This window comes from [Mycobacterium] manitobense (assembly GCF_025821665.1).
In the GTDB taxonomy this organism is placed as follows: Bacteria; Actinomycetota; Actinomycetes; order Mycobacteriales; family Mycobacteriaceae; genus Mycobacterium; species Mycobacterium arseniciresistens.
In genome coordinates, this window is the sequence record NZ_JACKSJ010000056.1 from 38,560 (window position 1) to 61,836 (window position 23,277).

The following is a 23,277-nucleotide window of genomic DNA, read 5'->3' on the forward strand; positions in this document are numbered from 1 at the left end:
GAATTATGCCGCGACGGTCACCGTCTCGGCCGCGGGCTCCAGCGCCTGGGCCACGATGTCGGCCACGTCGGTCATCGGCTTCACCTCGAGCACCGCCAGGACTTCAGCCGGAACATCGTCCAGGTCGGGCTCGTTGCGCTGCGGGATGAACACCGTCGACAGCCCGGCGCGCTGGGCGGCCAGCAGCTTCTGCTTGACGCCGCCGATCGGCAGCACCCGGCCGTTGAGTGTGACCTCACCGGTCATGCCGACGTCGGCGCGAACCTGACGGCCGGTGGCCATCGACACCAGCGCGGTCACCATCGTCACACCCGCCGACGGTCCGTCCTTGGGGACGGCACCCGCCGGGACGTGCACGTGGATCTTGCGGTCCAGCGCCTTCGGGTCGACGCCCAACTGCTCGGCGTGTGCCCGCACGTAGGACAGCGCGATCTGCGCGGACTCCTTCATCACGTCGCCGAGCTGACCGGTGAGGACCAAGCTGGACTCACCGGCGCCGTTCTCTGTGGCGCCGGCCTCGATGAAGAGCACGTCGCCGCCGAGACCCGTGACGGCCAGCCCGGTCGCCACGCCCGGCACCGCCGTGCGTTCTGCCGACTCCGGCGTGAACCGCGGACGGCCCAGGTACTCCACCAGATCCGGTTCGTCGACAACGATCGGCGCCGGGGAGGAGTCGAGCTTGGTGGTCACCTTCCGCAGCGCCTTGGCCAGCAGCCGCTCGAACTGCCGAACCCCGGGCTCGCGGGTGTAGTCGGCGGCGATCTTGCGCAGCGCGGCGTCGGTGACGCTGACCTCCTCGGCCGTCAGCGCGGCCCGTTCGGCCTGCCGGGGCAGCAGGTAGTCACGGGCGATCGCGACCTTGTCGTCCTCGGTGTAGCCGTCGATCTGCACGAGTTCCATCCGGTCCAGCAGCGCCGACGGGATGTTCTCGATGACGTTGGCCGTCGCCAGGAACACGACGTCGGACAAGTCCAGATCCAGGTCCAGGTAGTGGTCGCGGAACGTGTGGTTCTGCGCCGGGTCCAGCACCTCGAGGAGCGCCGACGAGGGATCGCCGCGGTAGTCGGAGCCGACCTTGTCGATCTCGTCGAGCAGCACGACGGGGTTCATCGAACCCGCCTCGCCGATCGCCCGCACGATACGGCCGGGCAGCGCGCCGACGTAGGTGCGCCGGTGGCCGCGGATCTCGGCCTCGTCGCGCACGCCGCCCAGGGCGACGCGCACGAACTTGCGGCCCAACGCCCTTGCCACGGATTCACCCAGCGAGGTCTTACCGACCCCTGGAGGGCCGGCCAGCACCATCACCGCGCCGGAGCCGCGGCCGCCGACGACCGACATGTTGCGCTGTGCCCGGCGCGCCCGCACCGCGAGGTACTCGACGATGCGGTCCTTGACGTCGTCCAGCCCGTGGTGGTCGGCGTCCAGGATCTCCCGGGCCGACTTCAGGTCGGTGGAGTCCTCGGTGCTGACGTTCCACGGCAGGTCCAGCACGGTGTCCAGCCAGGTCCGGATCCAGCCGCCCTCGGGGCTCTGGTCGCTGGACCGTTCCAGCTTGCCGACCTCGCGCAGCGCCGCCTCGCGCACCTTCTCGGGCAGGTCGGCGGCCTCGACGCGGGCCCGGTAGTCATCGGACCCCTCGGGTTCGCCCTCGCCGAGTTCCTTGCGGATCGCGTTCAGCTGCTGACGCAGCAGGAACTCCTTCTGCTGCTTGTCCATCCCGGACCGGACGTCCTCGGCGATCTTGTCGTTGACCTCGACCTCGGCCAGGTGCTCCCCGGTCCAGTCGATCAGCAGCCGGAGTCGACGCGCGGCATCCTCGGTCTCCAGCAGCTCACGGCGCTGGACGTCGGACAGGTACGACGCATACCCGGCGGTGTCGGCGAGCGCCGACGGGTCGGTGATCTTGTTGACCACGTCGACGATCTGCCACGCCTCCCGGCGCTGCAGCATCGCCAGCAACAGCTTCTTGTACTCCGCGGCCAGCGTCCTGGTCTCCTCGGAGCTCTGGGGCTCCGGCGCCTCCTGCACCGTCACCCACAGCGCCGCACCCGGCCCGGTGGTGCCGGAACCGATGTGGGCGCGCCGCTCACCGCGCACCACCGCCGCGGCGCCGCCCCCGGGGACGCGGCCGACCTGCACGATCGAGGCGATCACCCCGTAGGTGGGGTAGCGGTCCTCCAGGCGCGGTGCGATCAGCAGCTTGCCGCTCTCGCTGGCCTGTGCCGCGTCGACGGCCGCGCGCGCCGCGTCGTCGAGCTCGACGGGCACCACCATTCCGGGCAGGACGACCGGTTCGCTGACGAACAACACGGGCACTGCGATTGCTTCAGACATCCATCCTCCAAAGTTGAACCTGATGCGCTCAACCCTGTCGGCGGTCGCTTTGTTCCCCGCACCGATCCCGTTCACTCTGCGCGTACGGCGCCAAACTGCGAGTGGCAGCCGCCCTCAGCGCAGAGTCGACGCCGGGACGCACACAGACAGGGAGCCTGCCGCGGGGGTGACGGCAGGCTCCCTGGTGTACGGGTGGATCTATCCGCTGGTGTCAGACACTGCCCTGGGCGCCGAGCACCCGCTGGATGTCGGGCTTCATCTGCTGGAGCTGCTGACCCCAGTAGCCCCAGCTGTGCGTACCGTTCGACGGGAAGTTGAACACGCCGTTCTGCCCACCCGCCGCGATGTAGTTGTCACGGAACGTGACGTTGGTGCGCAGCGTGAACCCCTCGAGGAACTGCGCGGCCATCAGGTTCCCGCCGTTGGCCCCGGTGTCCAGGTCCGACGGGGTGCCGGTGCCGCAGTAGATCCAGATGCGGGTGTTGTTGGCGACCAGTTGATTGATGTTGATCATCGGGTCGTTGCGCCGCCACGCCGGATCGCTGGACGGTCCCCACATGCTCTCGGCGTTGTAGCCGCCGGCGTCGTTCATCGCCAGACCGATCAGCATCGGCCACCAGCCCTCGGACGGGTTGAGGAAACCCGACAGCGCGCCGGCGTAGATGAACTTCTGCGGGTGGTAGATGGAGTAGGTCAGCGCGGTGCTGCCCGCCATCGACAGACCCACCACGGCGTTGCCGTTGGGATCGACGCCCTTGTTGGCCTGCAGGTAGGCCGGCAATTCCTGAGTCAGGAACGTCTCCCACTTGTAGGTGTAGTCCTGCCCGTTGCCCCGCGACGGCTGGTACCAGTCGGTGTAGAAGCTGGACTGGCCGCCCACGGGCATCACCACCGACAGGCCGGACTGGTGGTACCACTCGAACGCCGGGGTGTTGATGTCCCAGCCGTTGAAATCGTCCTGCGCGCGCAGGCCGTCGAGCAGGTAAACCGCGTGCGGACCACCGCCTTGGAACTGGACCTTGATGTTGCGGTTCATCGACGGGGAGAACACGTCCAGGTACTCGACCGGGAGACCCGGCCGGGAGAACGCGCCTGCGGTCGCCGAGCCACCTGCGAAGCCGATCAGGCCCGGCAGCATGGCCGCTGACGCGGCAACCACCGCCAGCCTGCGCATCCACATTGCTGTACCGCGAAACCTTCTGACGAACTTCATAACGGCAACCAACCCACCTTTCGTTTTGCATGCCACAAGCAATTGCCGTTGCTGTGCTCGAAAAGTGAAACACGGGCCTCACCAGTCACACTGGTACCAACACTCGCATGCGTTGTCGCGGTTGGCTAACGATTACGCGTCGGGCTCGAGACCTTCGCCGCCGATCGGAACGGGCCGCATGCGGCGCAGCTGGGTGACGTGCCGGGGCGTCAGCTCCGCCATCGACGTCACGCCGAGCAGCCGCATCGTGCGGCTCACCTGGTCGGCGAGGATGTCGACGGCACGCTGCACTCCCGCCTCACCGCCGGCCATCAGGCCGTACAGATACGCCCGGCCGACGAGGGTGAACCGGGCGCCGAGCGCGAACGCCGCGACGATGTCGGCGCCGGACATGATGCCCGTGTCGACCAGGATCTCCGCATCCGCCCCGAGTTCACGCGCCACCACCGGCAGCAGATGGAACGGCACCGGCGCCCGATCGAGCTGACGCCCGCCGTGATTCGACAGCAACACGCCGTCGACACCGAGCTCGACGACCGCCCTGGCGTCCTCGAGCGTCTGAATTCCCTTGACCACCAACTTGTTCGGCCACTGCTGCTTGATCCATGCGAGGTCGTCGAACGTGACGGTCGGGTCGAACATCGAGTCGAGGTACTCCGCCACCGTCCCGGGCCAGCGATCCAGCGACGCGAACGACAGCGGCTCGGTGGTCAGCAGGTCGAACCACCAGCGCGGCCGCGGTATCGCGTCGAGCACGGTGCGCAGCGTGAGCGTCGGCGGAATGGACATGCCGTTGCGGGTGTCACGCAGCCGCGCGCCGGCCACCGGCACGTCCACCGTCACCAGCAGGGTGTCGAAGCCGGCCGCGGCGGCCCGCTCCACGAGGGCCATCGACCGTTCCCGGTCCTTCCACATGTATAGCTGGAACCAGTTGCGGCCGTTCGGGTTCGCGGCCTTCACGTCCTCGATCGAGCTGGTGCCCAGCGTCGAGAGGGAGAACGGGATGCCTGCGCGGGCGGCGACGTGGGCCCCGGCCACCTCGCCCTCGGTGTGCATCAGCCGGGTGAAGCCGGTCGGCGCGATGCCGAACGGCAGCGCCGACGACGCACCCATGATGTCGGCGGAGGTGTCGATGGTCTCGACGTTGCGCAGGATCGTCGGGTGGAACTCGACGTCGCGGAACGCCTGCCGCGCGCGGCCCAGTGACAGCTCCTCCTCCGCCGCGCCGTCGGTGTAGTCGAAAGCGGCCCGGGGCGTGCGGCGCTTCGCGATCCACCGCAGGTCGTCGATCGTCAGCGCGCGGTCGAGGCGTCGCTTCGTCGCGTCGAGCTGCGGCTTGCGAAATCCGATCAGCGGGGCGAGTTCGGCCGGCCTGGGGATGTGCCGCTTCATCGCATGCCTACTTCTCCGCGGCGGCCAGCGCGCGCCGCAGGCTTGCCCGCCGCTCCTCGATCGCGCGGCCGATCTCCTGCAGCAGCATCGGCTTTCGCGCCACGAGTTCTTCGATGTGCTCGCGGTCGACCTGAAGCACGGTCACCTCCTCGAGTGCGTACGCGGCGGCGGTCACGGGCTCGCGGGTGAGCGTGGTCTGCCCGAGGAACTCGCCTGCCTCCAGGGTACGGATGGGGATCGCGCCGCCGTCGTCGTCGGTGGCCACCAGCTTGACCCTGCCGTTGACGATGAACGTCATCCGCTTGGGCACCTGGCCCGCGACCTGGAGGTACTCGTCGGTGCCGAAACGGATCAGCCGGGCATGGGCGAGCAGGTCCTCCTGATCGGACTGATTCAGCCGCAGGGTCGGCGCGATGATCCGCACCGAGCGCTGCATCCGGTCCGGTGTGCCGAACTCGTCCTCGGCCTCGTCGAGGTGCAGGCCCTCGCGCCGCGCCGCGTACCAGACCCAGCTCAGGAAACGCGATCTGGCGGCGAAGTCGTCGGCGGGAGAACGCAGCGGGATGTCGGTGGTGTACTGCAGGCTGCCCGACCGCACGCTCTTCGGGGTGGCGCCCGGTCGCAGTTGCGGCAGCGCCACCGCAACCCGGTTGAGCATGCCGCAGACGTCGTCGGGTGGGTCGTCGACGGAGAAGACGGTGGTGACCGACAGCGAGTGGGCCCCCGGCGGTCTGCTGAAGTTCGTGAACGACGCCGCGGCGAGCACCGAGTTCGGGATGATCTGGGTGCCGCCGCCGGTGTCGATGTGCGTCGCGCGCCAATTCACCTCGATCACGCGGCCCTTGGCCGATGGCGTCTGGATCCAGTCGCCGAGCTGGAACGGCTGCTCGAACAGCACCAGCAGCCCCGAGATGATCTGGCCGACCGAGTTCTGCAGCGCCAGCCCGAGCACGATGGACGAGACACCCAGCGCGGTGAACAGCCCACCCACGTTGGCGCCCCAGATGTAGGCCAGGATGAGGCCGGCGCCGATCGCGATCAGCGCGAAGCGCGCCACGTCGAGGAAGATCGACGGAATCCGTTTGCGCCAGGTGCCTTCCGGCGCGCCCTGGAACAGGGTGGCGCTCAACCCGGACAGCAGGAGCACCAGCACCACGACGCCGAACACCGTCGCGACGATGCGCACCGGGGTGGTCTCGCCGGAGATCTGCATGGCGCCCACCAACAGGATCAGCAGGGCACCGAGCGGCAGGATGTAGTTGCGCAGCACGTGCACGGGTCCGGCCAGGAAGCTGTTGCGGCGGCGCAGCGCGTTGTGGATCTCGGTGAGCAGCACCAGGGCGACCGGGAAACCGATCGCGATGCCCAGCGCCCAGTAGAACCACGGCTCGGCCAGGATGCTGGTCACGGCTGCCGCTCCGTCAGCCGCCAGACCGGCTGTTCCTCGCCGTCGACGGCGATCACGCCCGCCGAGCTGAAGGTCCGGCTGTCGCGCATCGCGTCGTAGACCGCGGAGGTGACGTAGATGCCCGCCTTGGGTGACCCGCTCTGTACCCGGTAGGCCAGATCGACCGCCGACCCCCACATGTCGTAGGCGAGGGTGGCCCGCCCGACCAGTCCGCTGCTGACGGTGCCGGTGTCGATGCCGGCGCGCAGCTCGAGGTCGTGGCCGGTCTCGGTGTTGAACCGGTCGACGGTGCGTTGCATCTCGACGGCGAAGTCGACGGTGCGCCGCACGTTGTCGAGCCGGGGCACCGACAGACCGCAGCTGGCGAGGTAGCCGTTGTGCAGCGTGCGCACCTGCTCGACACCGAGATTCTCCGCCGCGGCGTCGAATTGGCGGGTCAGCTTGTTCACGATCACCAGCAGCTCGTCGGAGTTCAGATCCGACGACAGTTCCTCCAGGCCCACGATGTCGGCGAAGATCACCGTCACGTCCTGGTGGTCCTGGGCGATGGTCTCCTCACCCTCGCGGTAGCGCTGGACGACGGGTTCGGGCATCAGCGACAGCAGCAGCCGGTCGTTCTCCCTTCGCTGCTCGGCGAGCAGTTCCTCCTTGATCGCCAGATTGCGGCTCATGTCGTTGAAGGCGACCGTCAGGTCGCCGAACTCATCACGGGTGTGCACCGGCAGCGTCACGTGGTAGTCACCCGAACTGATCTGCTGCGCACCGGCTTCCAGGCGGCGGATGGGCCGCACGAACAACCGGGCCAGCAGCATCGCGGCCAGGCACACCACGAAGATGATGACGGCGGTGCTCAGCACGAGGGTGCGGGTGAACGCCGACACCGGCGCGAACGCCTCGGAGGTGTCGATCTTGGCGATGATGGACCAGTTCAACCCCTCCAGATTCACCGGCGCGTAGGCCTGTAGCGACTTGTGACCGAGGTAGTCGTCCTCGATGACCGTGCCGGTCTGACCGCGCTGGGCCTCCCGGGTCGCGTCGCTGGCGACGGGTTGCACCAGCGTGGTGCCGTGCTGGCGCAGCGAATCCTCGGCGATCTCGGGCGGCGTGCCTGCGTCGATGACGTCGGCGCGGAACTGCTCCGGATTCTCGATGAACGTGCGGGAGTCCGACCGCATCAGGTCGTCGGGCCCGACCAGGAACGTCTCGCCTGTGGTGCCCATGCCTGCGGCCTCCCACTCCCGGTCGGCGGTCATCAGCCGGTTGATCTTCGAGATCGGGAACTGCAGGGCCATCACGCCCCCCACCTGGCCGCCGGCGCTGACCGGGGAGAGCATCCATGCCGTGGGCTCGTCGGCGGGGAGGTAGTTGCTGAAGTCGGTGACGCCGACGTAGTCGACGGCGTTGGACGCCATCGCCTTCTGGTAAGCGTCGCGCAGTTGCCCCTCCCGGTAGGGCCCGGTCAGGATGTTGGTGCCGAGATCGACGCCCTTGTACGCGGTGTAGACCACGTTGCCGCGGGTGTCGAGCAGCAGCGCGTCCTCGAACCCGAAACGGGTGACGATCTCCCGGAAGAAGTCGTTGTACCGCGCGTTGGCGGCCGACCACGCGCTGCCGTCGCCGGCGTCCTCGAACTGGATCGCCTTGTCGAAGTCGTCGAACGGGGCGGTGTAGTAGGCCTGTAGATATCGCTGGGCGGCCGACGTCGGCAGGATCGCTCGCGCGTCGAGTTCGTCGCCGGTCTGCTCGCGCTTCGCGACGGCGAAGCGGTTGTTGTAGTAGTCGACCACCGACTGCGACTGCTGCGGACTGATCGTCGCGTCCCTGAGTTGGTCGAATCCGGCAGTGAACGCCTCGACCGCCTGGGTCGCGGTGGCGCCGCGGGTGTAGATCACCAGCGAGTTCTTCAGGTCGGTGTACTTCGACTCGAGTTGACGCGACTGGGAGCCGCGGATCTCGGTGAGCCGGTCGAACACCGACTCCCGCAGCGACGAGCGTCCCGACTGGTAGCCGATGAACCCGATCACCGCCACCGACAGGACACTGGTCAACAGCAGCATCACCAGCAGTTTCGACTGGATGCTGATGCGCGACAGCACGCGGCGCCGCAGGCTTCGCCGGGCGGGAGCCGGCACGGTGGGATGAGAGGAGTCCGGCTCCGCGGTAGAGGTCATCGGGACTAGAAGGCTAGCTGGCCCGGGCGTCCGATGCGGGGGCTGTGGGCAAATTATCGCCGGTCCGGCGGCGGACATGTGTCACCGTGGCTGACATGACCACCGACGACCCCTTCGATCTGCAGCGCTTCGTGACCGCGCAGGAACCCGTCTACGACACGGTGCTGGCCGAACTGCGGGCGGGCCGCAAGCGCACGCACTGGATCTGGTTCGTGTTCCCGCAGCTGCGCGGACTGGGCCGCAGTGCCACCGCCGACCGGTTCGGTATCGCATCGCTCGCCGAGGCGAGAGCCTACCTCGAGCACCCGGTGCTCGGCCCGCGGCTGCGGGAGTGCACGCGCCTGGTGCAGCGCCTCGAGGGACGGTCGGCCGAGGACGTCTTCGGCTTCCCCGACGTGCTCAAGGTGCGGTCGTCGATGACGCTGTTCGCCCGCGCCGCCGCCGACGACGCCGACTTCGCCGCCGTGCTGGAGACGTTCTACGACGGCGAGGACCCGGCGACCGTCGAACTGTTGGCCTGAGCGCGTCCCGGCCCACAGATCAGGCCGGTGCGATGACCACCCATCCGTGCGGGCCGACCTCGGTGTGCTCGATGTCGTCCTGCGGCGGGGCGCCGGAACCGGCGACCACCCGGCCGCGTCCGAATCCGAGCTCGGGCAACGACACCCGAAGCGGCTGGGCCGGGTCGACGTTGAGCGCCACGAGCAACCGCTCCCCGTCGCGGGCGCTCTGGTAGACGTAGTGGGTGTTGGTCAGCGCCAGCGCGGAGGTCGTCGCCTCGTGCAGCCACGGGTGGCGCCGGCGCAGGCCGATGAGATGCTGGTGCAGCCGGTACGAGTCGCCCGCGGCGTCGTCGGACAGCGCCGGCGGAGCACCGAATTCGGGTCGGATCGCGTCGTCGCCCCCGAACCGTTCCTCCTTGACTCCCCGATAGGCCAGCTCGTCGCCGGCGTAGACACTGGGGGTGCCGCCGGTGGTGAACAGCAACACCAGCGCGTGCTCGACGTGGCGCGGGTCGTCCAGCTTGCTGGCGATGCGCGTGACGTCGTGGTTGCCGACGAATGTGAGCGGGACGAACGACGACAGGAAGTCGTTGTGGCGCTGCATCGCCCAGTCCAGCTCGTGGAAGTTCCCGTCGTTGAGACTGCTCCAGACGGCCTTCCAGAGCTCGTACTGCGTCACCGAGTCGAACCCGGCGCCGGACACGTGGGCGGCGTAGTCGCCGTGGATCACCTCACCGACGAACCAGGCCTCGGGGAACGACTCCCGGACCGCGGGCAGCACCTGCGCCCAGAAATCGTCGGGCATCGCGTAGGCGGCGTCGAGCCGCCAGCCGTCGGCGCCGCGTGCCAGCCAGTGCCGCATCACTTCGACGGTGTAGCCGACCACCTCAGGGTTGCGGTGGTCCAGCGCGATGAGTTCGCCGTGGCCCTCGAAGGTGCCGAATTCGCCGCCGCGCGTTCGGAAGAAGGCCCGGGCGTCGGCATCGCCGTCGGCGGCCCGCCGGTAGCGGTCGAAGTCGGTGCCGACGTGGTTGAACACGCCGTCGAGCAGCACCCGCAGCCCGTGCCGATGTGCCTCGGCGACGAGGTGGTCGAAGTCGGCGTCGTCGCCGAGACGTGGGTCGATGCGGTAGTGGTCGGTGGTGTCGTAGCCATGGGTGCGCGAGGCGAACACCGGGCCGAGCGCCAGGCCGGAGGCGCCGAGGGCGATCGCGTGGTCGAGCCAGTCGACGATGCGCCGCAGCCGGTGCTCGTCGGGTCCCGGCGCAGGGTCGGCCGGGTGGGCGCCGACGAATCCCAGTGGGTAGACCTGCCACCAGATGGCGTGCCGCACCCAATCCGGCCCGCTCATGCGGGACTTCCGGCCGGGCGGAACTTCGCCTCGTAGAGCGCCCGCATGGTGTCCGCGAGTTCGGGCGCCGGCCCGTCGACGACCACGGCGGGCGCAACGGCGGTGATCGGCAGTGTGGCCACCGGGGGCGGCGGGGCGCCCCACTCGGCGAGCCAGCCCGTCAGCTGTGCCGACGACGTCGCGTAGACGATGCGGCCCAGTCCGACCCAGGCGTGGCCGGCCGCGCACATCGGGCAGTGTTCGCCCGAGGTGTACACCGTCGAGCGCGCCCGCTCGGCGGGGCTCAGGTGGTCGACGGCCCAGCGGGCGATGGCGAGTTCGGGGTGGGCGGTGGCGTCGCCGTCCTTCACGCGGTTGTGGTCCTCGAAGCGGACCTCGCCTGCCTCGTCGACGAGCAGTGAGCCGAAGGGTTCGTCACCGGCGTCGAGCGCGGTCCGGGCGAGTTCGACGCAGCGGTGCAACCTGCGCAGGTCGTCGTCACTGATCACCACGCGCAGTTTACGCAGCGTGCGAGTCCCCGATGACGGTTGGCCGGTTGGACGCGCGGAGCTGCACGAACACCATTACGGTGACCAGATGATCCGGTGTGTGCGGTTGTGGACGGGCGACGACAACGCGTCGCAGTTCCAGATCGGGCGGCTGGAGATGCGCCCGGGCCGCAACGACGACCTGGTGTCGGCGGTGATGCCGTCCACCCACGTGACGGTCGAGGAGACCGCGGCCGGCGCCGCGCTGGCCTGGCACACTGCGCCCGTGCGTCAACTGGTGGTGACGCTGGCGGGCAGCCTGGTGTTCTCCACCCGCGACGGCGAGGAGTTCACGTTGGGCGCGGGCGATGTGCTGCTGGCCGAGGACACCGCCGGATCCGGCCACAAGTGGCGGCTCGAGGGCTCCGAGCCGTGGCGCCGGCTGTACGTCGTGCTCGCCGACAGCACCGAGGTCGCGTTCGTCGCCGACTGACCGGCCGGCATCAGTGACCCGCGACGACGTCCGACTCGTCAACGGTCACCGGGTCTTTCGCGCCGGGCAGGACGGTGCACGCGGCGCAGACCGCGCCGAAGAGCAGATAGCCGAGCGCAACCTGGGGATTGGCCGCCCATGCCACCTGGGGAGCGTGGATGAGGCCGACGAACGACAGCACGGCGCCGACCGCCGAGGCGGCCGCCGCGTAGAGGAACTTCTTCTCCAGGATGAACGTCACCATGGTGCCGAGGATCAGGCCGACGAGCACCGCACCCTCGCCGAGGGTCTTGAGTCCCTCGTAGACCACGCCTGCGCCGTTCAGCGCCTCCATGCCGACCGTGCTCGCGCTGGTGCCTGCGGCGTTGAGGGCGTTGTCGATCAGGCCGTGGGCCCACTGCGCGAGGTTGGGGAGCAGTGCTGCGACTACGGCAACGGCATGCAGCCGGGGCACCGCCTGGAACGCCTGCGCCCCGATGAGCAGGCCGATGTAGAGCAGGATCGGCACGATCGCCGGCACCGGCAGCAGCGCGTCGAGCACACCGAACAGGCCGATGAAGCAGAGCACGCCGATCACCACTCCGCTGGCCAGCGAGTAGCCCGCACGGCCTCCGGCGTCCTTCCATCCGGGGTGCCCGATGTAGACCGCGGGCGGGAAGGGCGATCCGAAGGCCGAGCCGACGACCGCGCCCGCGCCGTCGGCGAGCAGCACGCTGCGCAGGTTGTAGTCGTCGCCCGCCGCGGCGGCGCTCTCCACGTTGCTCATCGCTTCGGTGAAGTTGTAGACACCGAGCGGGATCGCCGTGCCGAGTAGCGGCGCCAGGTCGGTCAGGCCGTTGATCAGCAGGTCGAGCCGCAGGTCGGGAACGCCGATCGCGATGTCGGAGACGGCCTGTCCGACGTCGGGGGCCGACATGTAGCCGCCCGCCCACCCGATGGCGGTGCCGACCAGCAGCGCGACCAGCCCGACCGGGATGTTGCCGGGCAGCCGGACGTCGGTGAAGAAGCCGATCAGGATGATCGCCAGCACGGGCAGGCCGATCCATGCGGCCTCCCACATCTGGGCGGCGGGCCGCATGGAGATGAACGTGATCGAGATGCCGGCCAGGGTGCCGAGCATCGCGGCGCGCGGGGTCAGCCTGCGGACGTAGGGACCGACGAAGGCACCGATCATCACGATGACGCCGATCAGGAACGCCCACGCCAGCCCCGCCTGCCAGGCCTGCACCGGGTCGTCGGTGTTGAGGTAGACGGGCAGCATCACGACGAAGACGACGATGAACATGTGCGGCACGCTCGGTCCGTACGGCAGCGCGGTGACGTCGGAACGGTTCTCCCGGCGGGCGAGTCGCCGCGCCAGGAACGTGTAGTACAGGTTGCCGAGGATCAGCGCGACGCCGAGCGCGGGCAGCACGGTGCCGAGCACGTCGGCGGCGGGTACGGCGATGACGCCGATCATCAGGCCGGTCAGCGTGAGCACGTTGACGAGGATGTTGAAGCCCAGCCCGAAGAAGGCGTTCAGGTCGCCGCGCGTCCACCACGGGTTGGCCGGCGCCGCCTCGGTGGGCGGATCGGCAGGGGTGTGCTCTATGTCGGTGCTCACGTGCGGATCTCCTGGGCTGCGGGGGTGGACAGGGCGTCGAGAGCGGGGATCACTGCGGCAGTGTCGGCGACCCAGCCGAAGATGCCGCCCTGGGCGGCGACCATCTCCAGTGCGACCCGATGGAACTCCGGGAAATACGAACCGACGCAATCGGATACGACCAGGCACTCGTATCCGCGGTCGTTGGCCTCCCTGGTGGTGGTGTGCACGCACACCTCGGTGGTGACGCCGGTGATCAGCAGCTGGGTGACACCGGCCGACGTGAGCACGTCCTGGAGTCCGGTGGCGTAGAACGCGCCCTTGCCCGGCTTGTCGATCACGGTCTCGCCGGGCAGTGGCGCCAGTTCGTCGACGATGTCGTGGCCGTATTCGCCGCGGATGAGGATGCGGCCGTAGCGGCCCGGGTCGCCGATCCGCTTCGACGGCGCGCCGCGGTGGAGCTTGGCCGGTGGGCAGTCGGACAGGTCGGGCCGGTGTCCTTCGCGGGTGTGGATGACCATGACACCCGCCGAGCGGGCCGCGGCGATGAGCGCGGCCAGTGGGGCGACCACCCGCTGCAGCCGGCCGACGTCGTTTCCGAGGCTCTCGCCGAATCCGCCGGGCAGCAGGAAGTCCCGCTGCATGTCGATGACGATCAGCGCAATCTTCCCGGCCATCGCGGTGAACGGGCCGGGCGCGGCGGCGATCTCGGCTGACTGACTCACACGTGCTCCTCGGTGGTCACGACGGCGGTGGGGTGGGAGGTGACGGTGGCGCGCGGCTCGTCGAGGATCTGCGCGGCGAACTGCAGGACGGTGTCGTCGGTGAGGGCACCACCGAGCAGCATCGCGCTGTGCGGCCTGCCGTCGGCGGTGACGCCGAGGGGGACCGCCACCCCGAGAAGGTCGAGCAGATTCCCGAAGTGCGTGTAGTGACCGAGCACGGTGTTGGTGTCGATGGGGCGGTCGAGCACCTCCGCCACGGTGAACGTCGTTCCGATGGTGGGCACCACCAGCACGTCGACCTGCTCCCACACCCGGCTGACCACCGCCTTGAGTTCCTGCAGCCGCTGCAGCGCCGAGAACGCGTCGACGGCGGTGTAGGCCTGTCCGCCTTGCAGGATCTCGCGCACCACCGGGTGGATCGACCCCGGTGTGGCGGCCAGGAATTCGCCGAATTCGACCAGTCGCTCGGCGACCCACGGCCCCTGGTAGAGCAGGGCGCCCGCGGCCAGGAACGGCGCGAGCGGGACGTCGACGACGTGGTGGCGGCGCGAGAGCTGAGCCCGGAACGCCGTGTGCGCGTCGGCCATGGCGGTGTCGCCGAAGAACTCGAGTTCGTCGTCCCCGGGCAGGCCGACGCGGATCTCGGCGCCTGCGTACCGCGGGCCGCGGTCGCGCGACCACGGGTCGGCGTCGTCGCGTGCTGCGATCACCGCAACGACCCGGTCGACGTCGTCGACGCAGCCGGCCATGACGCTCAGGCAGTCGAGTGACCTGCAGGCCGGCACCAGACCCACGGTGCTGATCAGTCCGCGCGACGGCTTGAAGCCGACGACGCCGTTGAGCGCCGCGGGCACCCGGCCGGAGCCCGCGGTGTCGGTGGCGACCGCGAACGGGACCTGCCCCAGCGCCACCGCTCGCGCGGACCCCGAACTCGATCCGCCGCAGATCATCTCGTCGCCGTAGACGCTGCGCGGCACCGTGTACGGCGTGCGGGTGCCGTTCAGCCCGGTGGCGAACTGGTCCAGGCTGGTCTTGCCGACGTAGAGGGCGCCGGCGTCGAGCAGCCGCTGCACCGCGGGCGCGGTCCGGTCCGCGACGTAGGCGTAGTCCGGGCACGACAGCGTGGTCGGCACTCCCGCGACGTCGATGCTGTCCTTGACCCCGAACGGCACGCCGTAGAGCGGCAATGTCCTTGCACCCGTCCGGCCCTCGATCTCGGCGGCGGCTGCGAGCAGTTCGTCGCGCGGCACCGTCGACAACCAGGTGCCGTCGTCGCCCGCCCCCGCGATCGCGTCGGCCACCCGAGCGGCGGTCCTGGTGGGGGAGCCGGTCCCGCCGGCGTGAGAGGCCAGGATCTCGGCCACTGACGGACCGATCGACGGACCCTGCGAATCAACTGGCATAACCGTCGATTGTCGACAGAATGATGGCGGATTCGGGTCGGTGGTGTGTCGATCGTGTTAGCGCTCGGGCGGGAGCTCGACGTAGCGCAGGTGACCGTGGTCGGCGAGGGCCGCGATGACGACCGCGGGATCGTTGGTCTGCAGCGCGGTCAGGATGGCGCGGTGGCGGGCGATGCCGTCGGTGGCGGTGTGCCTCGCCTCGGTGCGCAGATTGCGGGCCATCGGCAGCTGGAGCTTGAGCAGGATCGGCGCCAACGTCAGGTCCAGCTGGCGGTTCCCGGCGAGCCCCGTCACCGTGGCGTGGAACCGGCGGTGGGCGTCGTCGCGGGCCAATTCGTCACCGGCGGAACCCATGTCGTCGAGTGCCGCGCGGACCGGGGCCAGTGCCGACTCGAGGTCGGGTCGTGGCAGTGCGGTGTCGATCGCGTGGCACTCCAGCACATGACGCAGCGCGAAGAGAGCCCTGACGTCCGAGGGGGAGCAGTCGGCGACCCGGGATCCGCGCCGCGGCATCTGCTCGACGAGACCCTGCTGGGCGAGCAGGCGCAGGGCCTCGCGCAGCGGCGCCCGGCTGATCCCGAACTCGGAGCACAGCCGCTCCTCGACGAGCTTCTCGCCCGGCCGCAGCGCGCCGCTGAGGATGGCGTCGCGCAGCCGGTCGCCCGCGACGTCGACGAGCGTCGGCGGCAGCGCGTGGCGCGACGCGTCGACCCGGGGTGCGGCCATGGCCGTCAATGGTAGGAACTCGCCGCCGGGTTTGCTTCGTTGTGCGCCCATGCCGACACTCATCGACACCCTTCCGCAACCCCGTGTGCAGGCCGAACGGCTGATCGCCGTCGGGGCGCACGAGCTGGCCGGCCTGTCCGCGGACGTCCTGCGCGAGGCGGCCGACCGCGCAGGCGGCGACGCCGTCCTGCTGGCGGTCGACCCGCTGCGGCTGCCGCCCTCGGGGCTGGCTCCGCTGCTCCGCAGGCACGACAAGGCGGGTTTCGTGGTCTCCGACATGGCCGATGTCGACGAGTTCGCGCCGCTGCCCGCCGTGGCACCGCCGGGCGGACCGGTGTATGCGATCAGCGGTGTCGACCGCGGCGACGAGATGGCGAACTGGAGTCCCGACGAGGCGCTTCCGGCGATCGAGGCGGCCGGTCGCACACCGCTGACCCTGGCCGAGGGACTGCACTGGCTGATCCAGCAGCCCGAGGCGCTGCAGCGGGGCCGCTGCTTCATGACCGTCGGCTCCCGCCGTCGCAAGCCGGACGGACGGCTCGACGCGCGCACTCCGGCGCTGTGGATCAGCAACGGCACCGGACGTGACGGCCCCGCTCACCGCGATGCCCCCAAGGTCGGCTGGTGCTGGGCGGGCAACCGGCACACCTGGCTGGGATTCGCCTCTGCCGCAGCGCGCGTGGCGCTTTGATCGGCGGTCAGGGTGTGTCGGGGGTCAACCAGCGCTTCACCCACCGGTGCAGCCGGTCGGCATCGGCCGCGGTGCCTGCCGCGGCGAGGTAGCCGTCCGGGCGGGCCAGCAACCAGGCGGCGGGATCGGCGGTGAGCGTGGGCGCCGAGACCAGCCGACGCACCGTCACGGCGGTCGACAGGCCGGTGTGCAGGGGTTCGTCGTCGCCGAAGACGAACAACGTCGGGCCGGACAGGTCGAGCAGGTCGTGCAGGCACCGGTGGTCACCGTCGACGGTGACCACCGCGGCGTCGGGGATCCGGTCGCCCGCGCGCAGCGTCCCGATCCGGCCGCCGTCGGCACTGAGCGGCGCCCCGCGGTAGCCGGCGCTCAGCTGCCCGAGCCGGTCGGCGGCCTTGCGCTGCACCCGGACCCGCGCGAGCACCAGGGGCGCCAGGCGGGTGAGCGCCGCGTGCGCCAGCGGACTGGTCGAGTTGAACGCGGCGGTGGCGCGCTCGGTCATCGTGACGAGGTCGCGGATGACGGGTAGCCGGTCGGACTCGTAGGTGTCGAGCAGTTCGGGCCGGGCCCGGCCGGCCAGTACGAGTGCCAGCTTCCAGGAGAGGTTGACCATGTCCTGGATGCCGGCGTTCATCCCCTGCCCGCCCGCCGGGCTGTGCACGTGGGCGGCGTCGCCGCCGAGGAACACCCGCCCCGCGCGCAGATGGGCGGCGTGTCTGCTGTTTATCCGGAAGCGGGAACTCCACCGCAACCCGGCGACCCGCGCCGGGATTGCGGCCGTCCGGTCGTAGAGCTGCTGGATACCGGCCAGTGTCGGGTCACCGGCGGAGCCGGTGAGGCCGTCGGGGTCGGTGGCCATGAACCGGAACCGCCCGGCGCCCATCGGGAACACCGCGAGGAAACCGCGGCGGCCGAGGAAGATCGACAGCTGATCCCCGGGCACGTCCCCGGTGAGCGACAGGTCGCCGAGCACGTAGGAGTGCGACAGCTGCCTGCCCTCGAAACTCACCCCGGTCGCCTTGCGGATGACGCTGTGCGCGCCGTCGGCGGCGATGACGTAGCGGGGCCGGACGATCTCGGATTGCCCGTCGTCCGCGCGAAGGTGCACCGCGACGGAGTCGTCGTGCCGGCGGACCGCCGTCACCTCGACACCCCGCTCGACCTTGACGCCCTGGCGGCCGAGCTGTTCGGTCAGCACGCGTTCCGTCTCGGACTGGTCTAGCAGCAGCACATAGTTGAAATCGCTTGCCATCCGGTGTAATTCAATTTCGGCGAGCTTGCCGCCCGCCGCGTACAGCGCGGTGGCGTTCGCCCGGTTGCCGAGCCGGAGCAGTTCGTCACCCACGCCGCGGGGCCGCAGCAGTTCGACGGTCCTGGCCTGGATGCCGAGCGCCCGTGAGGTGGTCGACGGCGCACCCGCCCTGTCGACGATGCGGACGTCGACGCCGAGTCGCGACAGTTCCATGGCGGCGGTCAATCCGGTCGGGCCCGCGCCGGCGATCAGCACTGCTGGGTCGTTCATGTCCACCACTCCTCGTGTCACCAGTCGATGACTTAGACCGTAGGCCGCGTCCGGCAATCAAGTCAACAGTCGATGACTTAAGCTGGTGCGGTGGCGCCACAGGGCAACGCAACGCAGCCCGTCGGCCCAGCTCTCGACACCGGCGATGAGAACGTGTTCTAGTTCTGGGATGCCGCGCTTCACCCGTGTCGAGCACCTGACGCCCGACGACGTGGCGCAGCTGCGAGCCACTTACGGCGGGCTCGCCGACTCGGTCCGCGACCTCGTCGACGCCACCATCCGCACCGAGGTCGACGCGGAAGCGGTGGCCACGGCACGCGCCCAGATCGACGCCGCCACCGCGCTGCTGCGGTCGCGCCAGGTCGACGGCGCGTTCGGCGTCCAGATCACCTCACACGGCGACCGGATGCCGTGGGGCAACCCGGTGATCGGCGTCCGCAATCCCATCGCACCGCCACTGGTGATCGAGCGGGACGACTCCGGCGCGGTCCGCACCGATTTCCACCTGGGTGCCGCCTACGAAGGGCCGCCGGGACATGTGCACGGCGGCGTCGTGGCGATGGTGCTCGACCACGTCCTCGGCGAGGTTGCCGCCAACGACCCGGAGAGCCCGCGGTTCACCGGCACCATCAGCGTCCGGTACCGGCGCGCCACACCGCTCGGACCGCTGCGTGCCGAGGGCAGCGTGTCGCGGATCGACGGCATCAAGGCCTACGCCACCGGTCACATCGCCGACGCCGACGGTGTCACCGCGGAGGCCGAAGGCGTGTTCATCCTGCCGAGGTGGGCGCGCGGCTGACCGTCAGGGCAGCGCATTGGCACCGCCGGACAACCGGGCGAGCTGCGCGGTGATCACGCCGATCTCGGCGACCAGCACGCGGGCCGCCGCGAGATCGGACGGCAACGTCGATGCCACCTCGCGGACCCTGGCGTTCGCGGCGGCGAGCGCCTCGCCGTCGACCGTCCACGCCGCGGTGGGGTCCGGGAACCCGCCGCGCAGCACGTCGACGTAATCGTCGACGACCGTGACGAATTCGATGGTCATCGTCGCGGGCAACTGGCCGGGCAGGTTGTTCTCCAGGGCGGTGCACGAGGCGGTGACGGCATTGAGCGCCGAGCGGTAGGTCCGCAGCCACAGCCGCAGTTCGCGTGCCGCGACACGGGTGGTGCCACACGCCGCCTCGAACGCCGCGCGCGACCGGAAGGCCCGCTGCCAGGCGGCCGACACCGCGTCCGCGGGCCGGTCGACGTCGTGTACGAAGGCCCGGATCACCGCGGCGGCGTAGTCGACCTCGGCCCGCAGCAGCTCACCGGCCCGCTGCCGCAGCCGGACCAGTCCGTCGTCGGGCAGCAGCACGTGGCCGAGCACGGCGAGCGCACCACCGATCACGGCGGCGGTCAACCGGTCGGTCAGCGCGCCCGCGCCGGCAACGGCCGAGACGTCGACCAGGAACACGAGCGCCGCGGCCAGCCCGGCGCTCACCGCGATGTACCCGTACGCCGACATCGCATAGGTGAGTCCGAGACAGAGCACGGCCAGCGCTGCGGCCACCAGACCCGTCGGGTGCCACATCACCGTGACCACCGACGCGACGCCGATACCGGCGAGGACTCCGGCGATGCGGCCCGCGCACCGCGTGTAGGTGTGCGCCGTCTCCGGCCGGAGAACCAGCAGCACCGCGAGCGCGACCCAGTGCCCGTGCGGGAGCTCCGCCCAGCGCGCGAACGCCGTCCCGGCGGCTGCGGCGGCCGCCAGCCGGATCGCGTGCCGCAGGATCGACGAGGTCCGGTCGAGTTGACCCTGCACCGCCCTGATCCGGGTGCGCGCCGCCCCCGCGACGTCGGCACGGGTCAGCCGCCGCAGATCCGATGTCGTGGAGGCGATCTCACTGAACTGCGCGGCGACGGCCTCGCGCAGTGACGACACGAGGCGCTGCGCCGCGGCTCTGTCGGGCCCGACGGCCGTGTCGGCGGCGGCGAGAACCGCGGCCAGGGCGTGCACGGCGTCGTCCCGGTCGCGCACGGCGATCGCCTCGAGGGTGTCCGCGGCCGCGGCGAGCAGGCGACTGCGGACGCCGGGGTCGGTGACCTTCGCCGCCGCGGTGACCGCCGCGGCGATGCGCTCGGGCAGCCCGTACCACTGCCGGTAGGCCAGCGGGCGGCGTCGCGCCTGGTAGTCCGACAGCGTGAAGGCGTCGCGCAGATGGCGCAGCGGCGCCGGGTCGACGCAGGCACCTGCATCGTCGGCGAGCGCGCGAGAGTTCTCACCGAGCGAGCGGTACGCCCGCTGCGACGCCGCCCGCTGCGTCCGCCACCGCCGTCGCGGCCGGACGGCGATCAGCACGGCCTGCACGAGCCCGCCCCCGACGGCCAGCCCGGCCGCCACCGCCGCGTCCACCGGCGGGGTCGGCGGCGCTACGACCAGCAGCACCGCTGTCGCCGTGGCGAGCAGCCCGGTGTTCGCGCTGAACGTCCACATCAGCCCGGCGAGCCAGCACCACACGGCGACGAGCGCGACGAACACCACGGGCATCCCGGACGTCAGGCCGCCAAGGCCGACCGCGACACCCATCGCGAGGGAGACGAGCACGACCCGCGGACCGGGGCCGCGCGGTTCGTCCTGGAGCGCGGTGCCGCCGGCTATTGCGGCCGCGCCGGCCGCCGCGGTCGCCGCGCCGACCGCGCCGAATCGCAGCGCGACCGCAGCCACGAACAGCACACCGGCCAGACTGCGCAGCACCGCCCCGAGGTCGAGCGGCCACCTGGGCGCCGCCCGCTCGAGCGTCAGGGGCCGAAGTTGCACCCGCCCATTCTCACCCGGAGGCGACGCATCGCGCGGCAGGCCGCCACACCGGTTCGGAAACGATATGTAGGTTCACCCCGTGGAGAAGGTCATGATCACGCTGCGGTCCGACGAGGTCGACGACGCCTGGTGCGAGCGGTTGCGCGGCGAGGTCTCGGCGGAGCTCCTGGCGACGGGCGTGCCCGGTCTCGCGGTGAATGTCCGCGACGCGGTGGTGCGGGACTCGCTCATGACGTTGACCACGCTGGACCCTCCGGTGATGGCGGTCGTCAGCGTGTGGACCCAGCAGTACTACGGCGGCCAGGTCGCCGCGGTCGTCGAGCGACTGGCGCGGGAGTGCGCCGAGGCAGCGGCGTACCTGGTCACCGAGTCGGTGCCGTTGGCGCCGCCGACACCCGCTCCGGGGGAGCGGGCGGCAGGACTGGTTAACGTGGCGCTGCTGCGCCGCCCGGCCGAACTCGACGAGGCGAGCTGGCTGGAGCGCTGGCACGTCGACCACACCCCGGTGGCACTGGCCACCCAGGCCACGTCGGGCTACGTGCAGAACACCGTCGTGCGGGCCCTCACGCCGGCGGCGCCGGAGCTTTCCGCGCTGGTCGAGGAGACGTTCCCGCTCGAGGCGGTGTCCGACCTGCACGCGTTCTTCGGCGCCGCGGACGACGCCGATCTCGGCGACCGGATGCGGCGCATGCTCGCCAGCACCGGGCGGTTCGGCGCCGATCGCGACGTCGACACCGTGCCCAGCAGCCGCTACGTGTTCCGCACGCCGTTCGCACCGACCACCTGAGCGCACCCACGCGCCGCGCGGTTGCGTACGCTGCTGGCCGTGACACTGCAGATCAGTGACGAGGGCGCGGTCCGCACGATCACCCTCGACCGTCCGGCATCGCTCAACGCGTTCAACGAGGCCCTGTACGACGCGACCACGATCGCATTGCGCGAGGCGGACGCGGATCCGCAGGTGTCGGTGGTGGTGCTGACCGGGGCGGGCCGGGCGTTCAGCGCAGGCAACGACCTCAACGACATGGCCGCCCGGGTCACCGATCCGGACTACCAGCCGGGCGAGTACGGCTTCCCCGGTCTGATGGAGGCGCTGCTCGACCTGCGCAAGCCGCTGGTGTGCGCGGTCAACGGGCTGGCCGTCGGCATCGGCACCACCATCCTCGGCTACGCCGATCTGGTGTTCATGTCGAGCGCCGCGCGGTTGAAGTGTCCGTTCACCAGCCTGGGTGTGGCGCCGGAGGCGGCCTCGTCCTACCTGCTGCCGCAGTTGATCGGCCGGCAGAACGCGGCGTGGATCCTGTTGTCGTCGGAGTGGATCGACGCCACCGAGGCGCAGCGGATGGGCGTGGCGTGGCGGGTCTGCGAGCCCGAGGACCTGCTCGCCGAGGCGCACAGGCACGCCGGGTTGCTCGCATCGCGCCCGCTGCCGAGCCTGATGGCGGTCAAGCACACGATGGTGGAGCCCACGCGGAAAGCGATCCGCGACGCGATCGCTAGGGAGTACGCCCAGTTCGCCGAACTGCTGGGCTCCGCCGCCAACTCCGAGGCGCTGGCGGCCTTCGCCGATCGACGCGACCAGGGGGAGTAGTCAGCGCCCTGCCGGGGTCGCAGAGTCGTTGACCTGGTGAGCGGCGATGATGGCGCGTAGGGTGCGCCGGCACCGGCCGCACTCGCTGCCCGCGCCGCAGGCTTCGGCGATCTGCTTCGTCGTACTCGCGCCCGCGGCCACCACCTCGTCCACCACATGACTGGTGACGCCGTGGCACAGGCAGACGAACATCAGCTCACCCGTTCGTTCCGCCGTCGATGCTCATCAGGTGCGCGAAGCGCCCGACGAACTGGGTGGGGTAGGCGCCGAGGCCGGCGTGCGACATCCACTCCGCCGCGGCGTCGGGATGCTCTATCCAGTTCCGTGCGCTGGCCTCGTCCTGGATTTCCTGCAGAATCATCACTTCCTGCCCGTCGTCGAGCGCCCGGTACACCCAGATCTTGCGGACACCGCCACGCTTGAACCGTTCGATGCCGTCGTGGATCTTGGCCATCAGGGCCGGCACGTCGTCGACGGACGACATGACGCCGACGACGGTGCGGCCGACGTGTTCCTCCGAGGTCGGCCCGCAGAGGTCGATCTTCTCGACCACCTCGCCGCCGAAGATGGGCGGGATGTCCTCGACACCGGAGATGTCGAACCATTCGAAAATGGTCGGTGACCGCAATATCTCACGTATCGACATCGGATTGCGCAAGCCGATCGTCACCAGCACACGCCCCGGCTCCCAGATCGACCGGTAGAGAACGACGTGATGCGCGCCGATCGCGTCGAGACCGGATTCGTGTTTCTGCAGCCAACGCCACATTCGATCGACGTCGTCGACCCGGAAATCGCACGCGAGAATGAGCGAGTGGAGGTCGTACTCACCCATTGTTTTCCACCTGTCCGAGCTCCCCGTCGACGCGTTAGCGCAGTCTAACCTTAGTTAGGACAGGCAG

21 protein-coding genes are annotated in these 23,277 nt (G+C 70.3%); 6 read left to right on the forward strand and 15 right to left on the reverse strand.

Annotated features, from left to right (window positions below):
- Positions 1-3: 3 nt before the first annotated feature.
- The 5 genes from lon to H7I41_RS07055 all read right to left on the reverse strand — a co-directional run bounded on the left by lon (position 4) and on the right by H7I41_RS07055 (position 8,518).
- Positions 4-2,334: an endopeptidase La gene (gene lon / locus H7I41_RS07035; protein WP_264011855.1), complete on the reverse strand. Its 2,331-nt coding sequence runs from the start codon at positions 2,332-2,334 to the stop codon at positions 4-6.
- A gap of 211 nt (positions 2,335-2,545) precedes the next feature.
- Complete coding sequence (locus H7I41_RS07040; RefSeq protein ID WP_264011856.1) at positions 2,546-3,547, reverse strand: esterase family protein; 1,002 nt, start codon at positions 3,545-3,547, stop codon at positions 2,546-2,548.
- A 132-nt stretch (positions 3,548-3,679) separates the two neighbouring features.
- The gene (locus tag H7I41_RS07045; protein WP_264011857.1) at positions 3,680-4,939 is read right to left on the reverse strand and encodes an alpha-hydroxy acid oxidase; all 1,260 of its coding nucleotides are present in this window, start codon (positions 4,937-4,939) and stop codon (positions 3,680-3,682) included.
- Positions 4,940-4,946: 7 nt separating this feature from the next.
- Positions 4,947-6,347 (reverse strand): mechanosensitive ion channel domain-containing protein, encoded by a 1,401-nt coding sequence (locus H7I41_RS07050; RefSeq protein WP_264011858.1) that lies wholly within the window; start codon positions 6,345-6,347, stop codon positions 4,947-4,949.
- A complete protein-coding gene (locus H7I41_RS07055; protein WP_372503695.1) occupies positions 6,344-8,518 on the reverse strand; it encodes an adenylate/guanylate cyclase domain-containing protein in 2,175 nt (724 codons plus the stop codon). Before H7I41_RS07055 ends, H7I41_RS07050 begins: the two co-directional genes overlap by 4 nt.
- A gap of 95 nt (positions 8,519-8,613) precedes the next feature.
- Here H7I41_RS07055 and H7I41_RS07060 point away from each other — a divergent pair, with 95 nt between their 5' ends.
- Entirely contained in the window at positions 8,614-9,039 is a 426-nt protein-coding gene (locus tag H7I41_RS07060; RefSeq protein ID WP_264011859.1) for a DUF1810 domain-containing protein, read from the forward strand.
- A 19-nt stretch (positions 9,040-9,058) separates the two neighbouring features.
- On the opposite strand, the gene H7I41_RS07065 is transcribed toward H7I41_RS07060, so the two are convergent.
- Positions 9,059-10,372: an alpha-amylase family glycosyl hydrolase gene (locus tag H7I41_RS07065; protein ID WP_264011860.1), complete on the reverse strand. Its 1,314-nt coding sequence runs from the start codon at positions 10,370-10,372 to the stop codon at positions 9,059-9,061.
- Positions 10,369-10,863: a nucleoside deaminase gene (locus H7I41_RS07070; RefSeq protein ID WP_264011861.1), complete on the reverse strand. Its 495-nt coding sequence runs from the start codon at positions 10,861-10,863 to the stop codon at positions 10,369-10,371. The genes H7I41_RS07065 and H7I41_RS07070 overlap by 4 nt, the downstream gene beginning before the upstream one ends.
- Before the next feature lie 85 nt (positions 10,864-10,948).
- Between H7I41_RS07070 and H7I41_RS07075 the strand changes: the two genes are divergently transcribed.
- Positions 10,949-11,332, forward strand: a complete 384-nt coding sequence (locus tag H7I41_RS07075; RefSeq protein WP_264011862.1) for a cupin domain-containing protein — start codon at positions 10,949-10,951, stop codon at positions 11,330-11,332.
- 10 nt (positions 11,333-11,342) lie between these two features.
- Here H7I41_RS07075 and H7I41_RS07080 read toward each other — a convergent pair whose 3' ends face one another.
- From H7I41_RS07080 to H7I41_RS07095, 4 genes are read right to left on the reverse strand one after another with little or no spacing between them, the layout of a single operon-like run.
- On the reverse strand, positions 11,343-12,935 hold the full coding sequence (locus H7I41_RS07080; RefSeq protein WP_264011863.1) for a SulP family inorganic anion transporter: 1,593 nt from the start codon (positions 12,933-12,935) through the stop codon (positions 11,343-11,345).
- On the reverse strand, positions 12,932-13,639 hold the full coding sequence (locus H7I41_RS07085; RefSeq protein WP_264011864.1) for a cysteine hydrolase family protein: 708 nt from the start codon (positions 13,637-13,639) through the stop codon (positions 12,932-12,934). Before H7I41_RS07085 ends, H7I41_RS07080 begins: the two co-directional genes overlap by 4 nt.
- Entirely contained in the window at positions 13,636-15,042 is a 1,407-nt protein-coding gene (locus H7I41_RS07090) for an allophanate hydrolase (protein ID WP_264011865.1), read from the reverse strand. The genes H7I41_RS07085 and H7I41_RS07090 overlap by 4 nt, the downstream gene beginning before the upstream one ends.
- Before the next feature lie 57 nt (positions 15,043-15,099).
- Complete coding sequence (locus H7I41_RS07095) at positions 15,100-15,768, reverse strand: GntR family transcriptional regulator (protein ID WP_264011866.1); 669 nt, start codon at positions 15,766-15,768, stop codon at positions 15,100-15,102.
- Between the two features lie 49 nt (positions 15,769-15,817).
- Here H7I41_RS07095 and H7I41_RS07100 point away from each other — a divergent pair, with 49 nt between their 5' ends.
- Positions 15,818-16,459: a DUF5701 family protein gene (locus tag H7I41_RS07100; RefSeq protein WP_264011867.1), complete on the forward strand. Its 642-nt coding sequence runs from the start codon at positions 15,818-15,820 to the stop codon at positions 16,457-16,459.
- Positions 16,460-16,466: 7 nt separating this feature from the next.
- Here H7I41_RS07100 and H7I41_RS07105 read toward each other — a convergent pair whose 3' ends face one another.
- Positions 16,467-17,981 (reverse strand): FAD-dependent monooxygenase, encoded by a 1,515-nt coding sequence (locus H7I41_RS07105; RefSeq protein ID WP_264011868.1) that lies wholly within the window; start codon positions 17,979-17,981, stop codon positions 16,467-16,469.
- Between the two features lie 169 nt (positions 17,982-18,150).
- Between H7I41_RS07105 and H7I41_RS07110 the strand changes: the two genes are divergently transcribed.
- Positions 18,151-18,780, forward strand: coding sequence for a PaaI family thioesterase (locus H7I41_RS07110; RefSeq protein ID WP_264011869.1), 630 nt, complete (start codon positions 18,151-18,153; stop codon positions 18,778-18,780).
- 3 nt (positions 18,781-18,783) lie between these two features.
- Here H7I41_RS07110 and H7I41_RS07115 read toward each other — a convergent pair whose 3' ends face one another.
- Positions 18,784-20,784: an FUSC family protein gene (locus tag H7I41_RS07115; RefSeq protein ID WP_264011870.1), complete on the reverse strand. Its 2,001-nt coding sequence runs from the start codon at positions 20,782-20,784 to the stop codon at positions 18,784-18,786.
- A gap of 79 nt (positions 20,785-20,863) precedes the next feature.
- Between H7I41_RS07115 and H7I41_RS07120 the strand changes: the two genes are divergently transcribed.
- Positions 20,864-21,571 (forward strand): hypothetical protein, encoded by a 708-nt coding sequence (locus tag H7I41_RS07120; RefSeq protein WP_264011871.1) that lies wholly within the window; start codon positions 20,864-20,866, stop codon positions 21,569-21,571.
- Between the two features lie 39 nt (positions 21,572-21,610).
- Entirely contained in the window at positions 21,611-22,375 is a 765-nt protein-coding gene (locus tag H7I41_RS07125) for an enoyl-CoA hydratase/isomerase family protein (protein ID WP_264011872.1), read from the forward strand.
- Here the strand turns inward: H7I41_RS07125 and H7I41_RS07130 are convergent, their stop codons facing one another.
- Together H7I41_RS07130 and H7I41_RS07135 are read right to left on the reverse strand one after the other, a co-directional pair.
- On the reverse strand, positions 22,376-22,567 hold the full coding sequence (locus tag H7I41_RS07130) for a (2Fe-2S)-binding protein (RefSeq protein ID WP_264011873.1): 192 nt from the start codon (positions 22,565-22,567) through the stop codon (positions 22,376-22,378).
- Positions 22,568-22,571: 4 nt separating this feature from the next.
- Positions 22,572-23,210: a fatty-acid--CoA ligase gene (locus H7I41_RS07135; protein WP_264011874.1), complete on the reverse strand. Its 639-nt coding sequence runs from the start codon at positions 23,208-23,210 to the stop codon at positions 22,572-22,574.
- Positions 23,211-23,277: the final 67 nt, after the last annotated feature.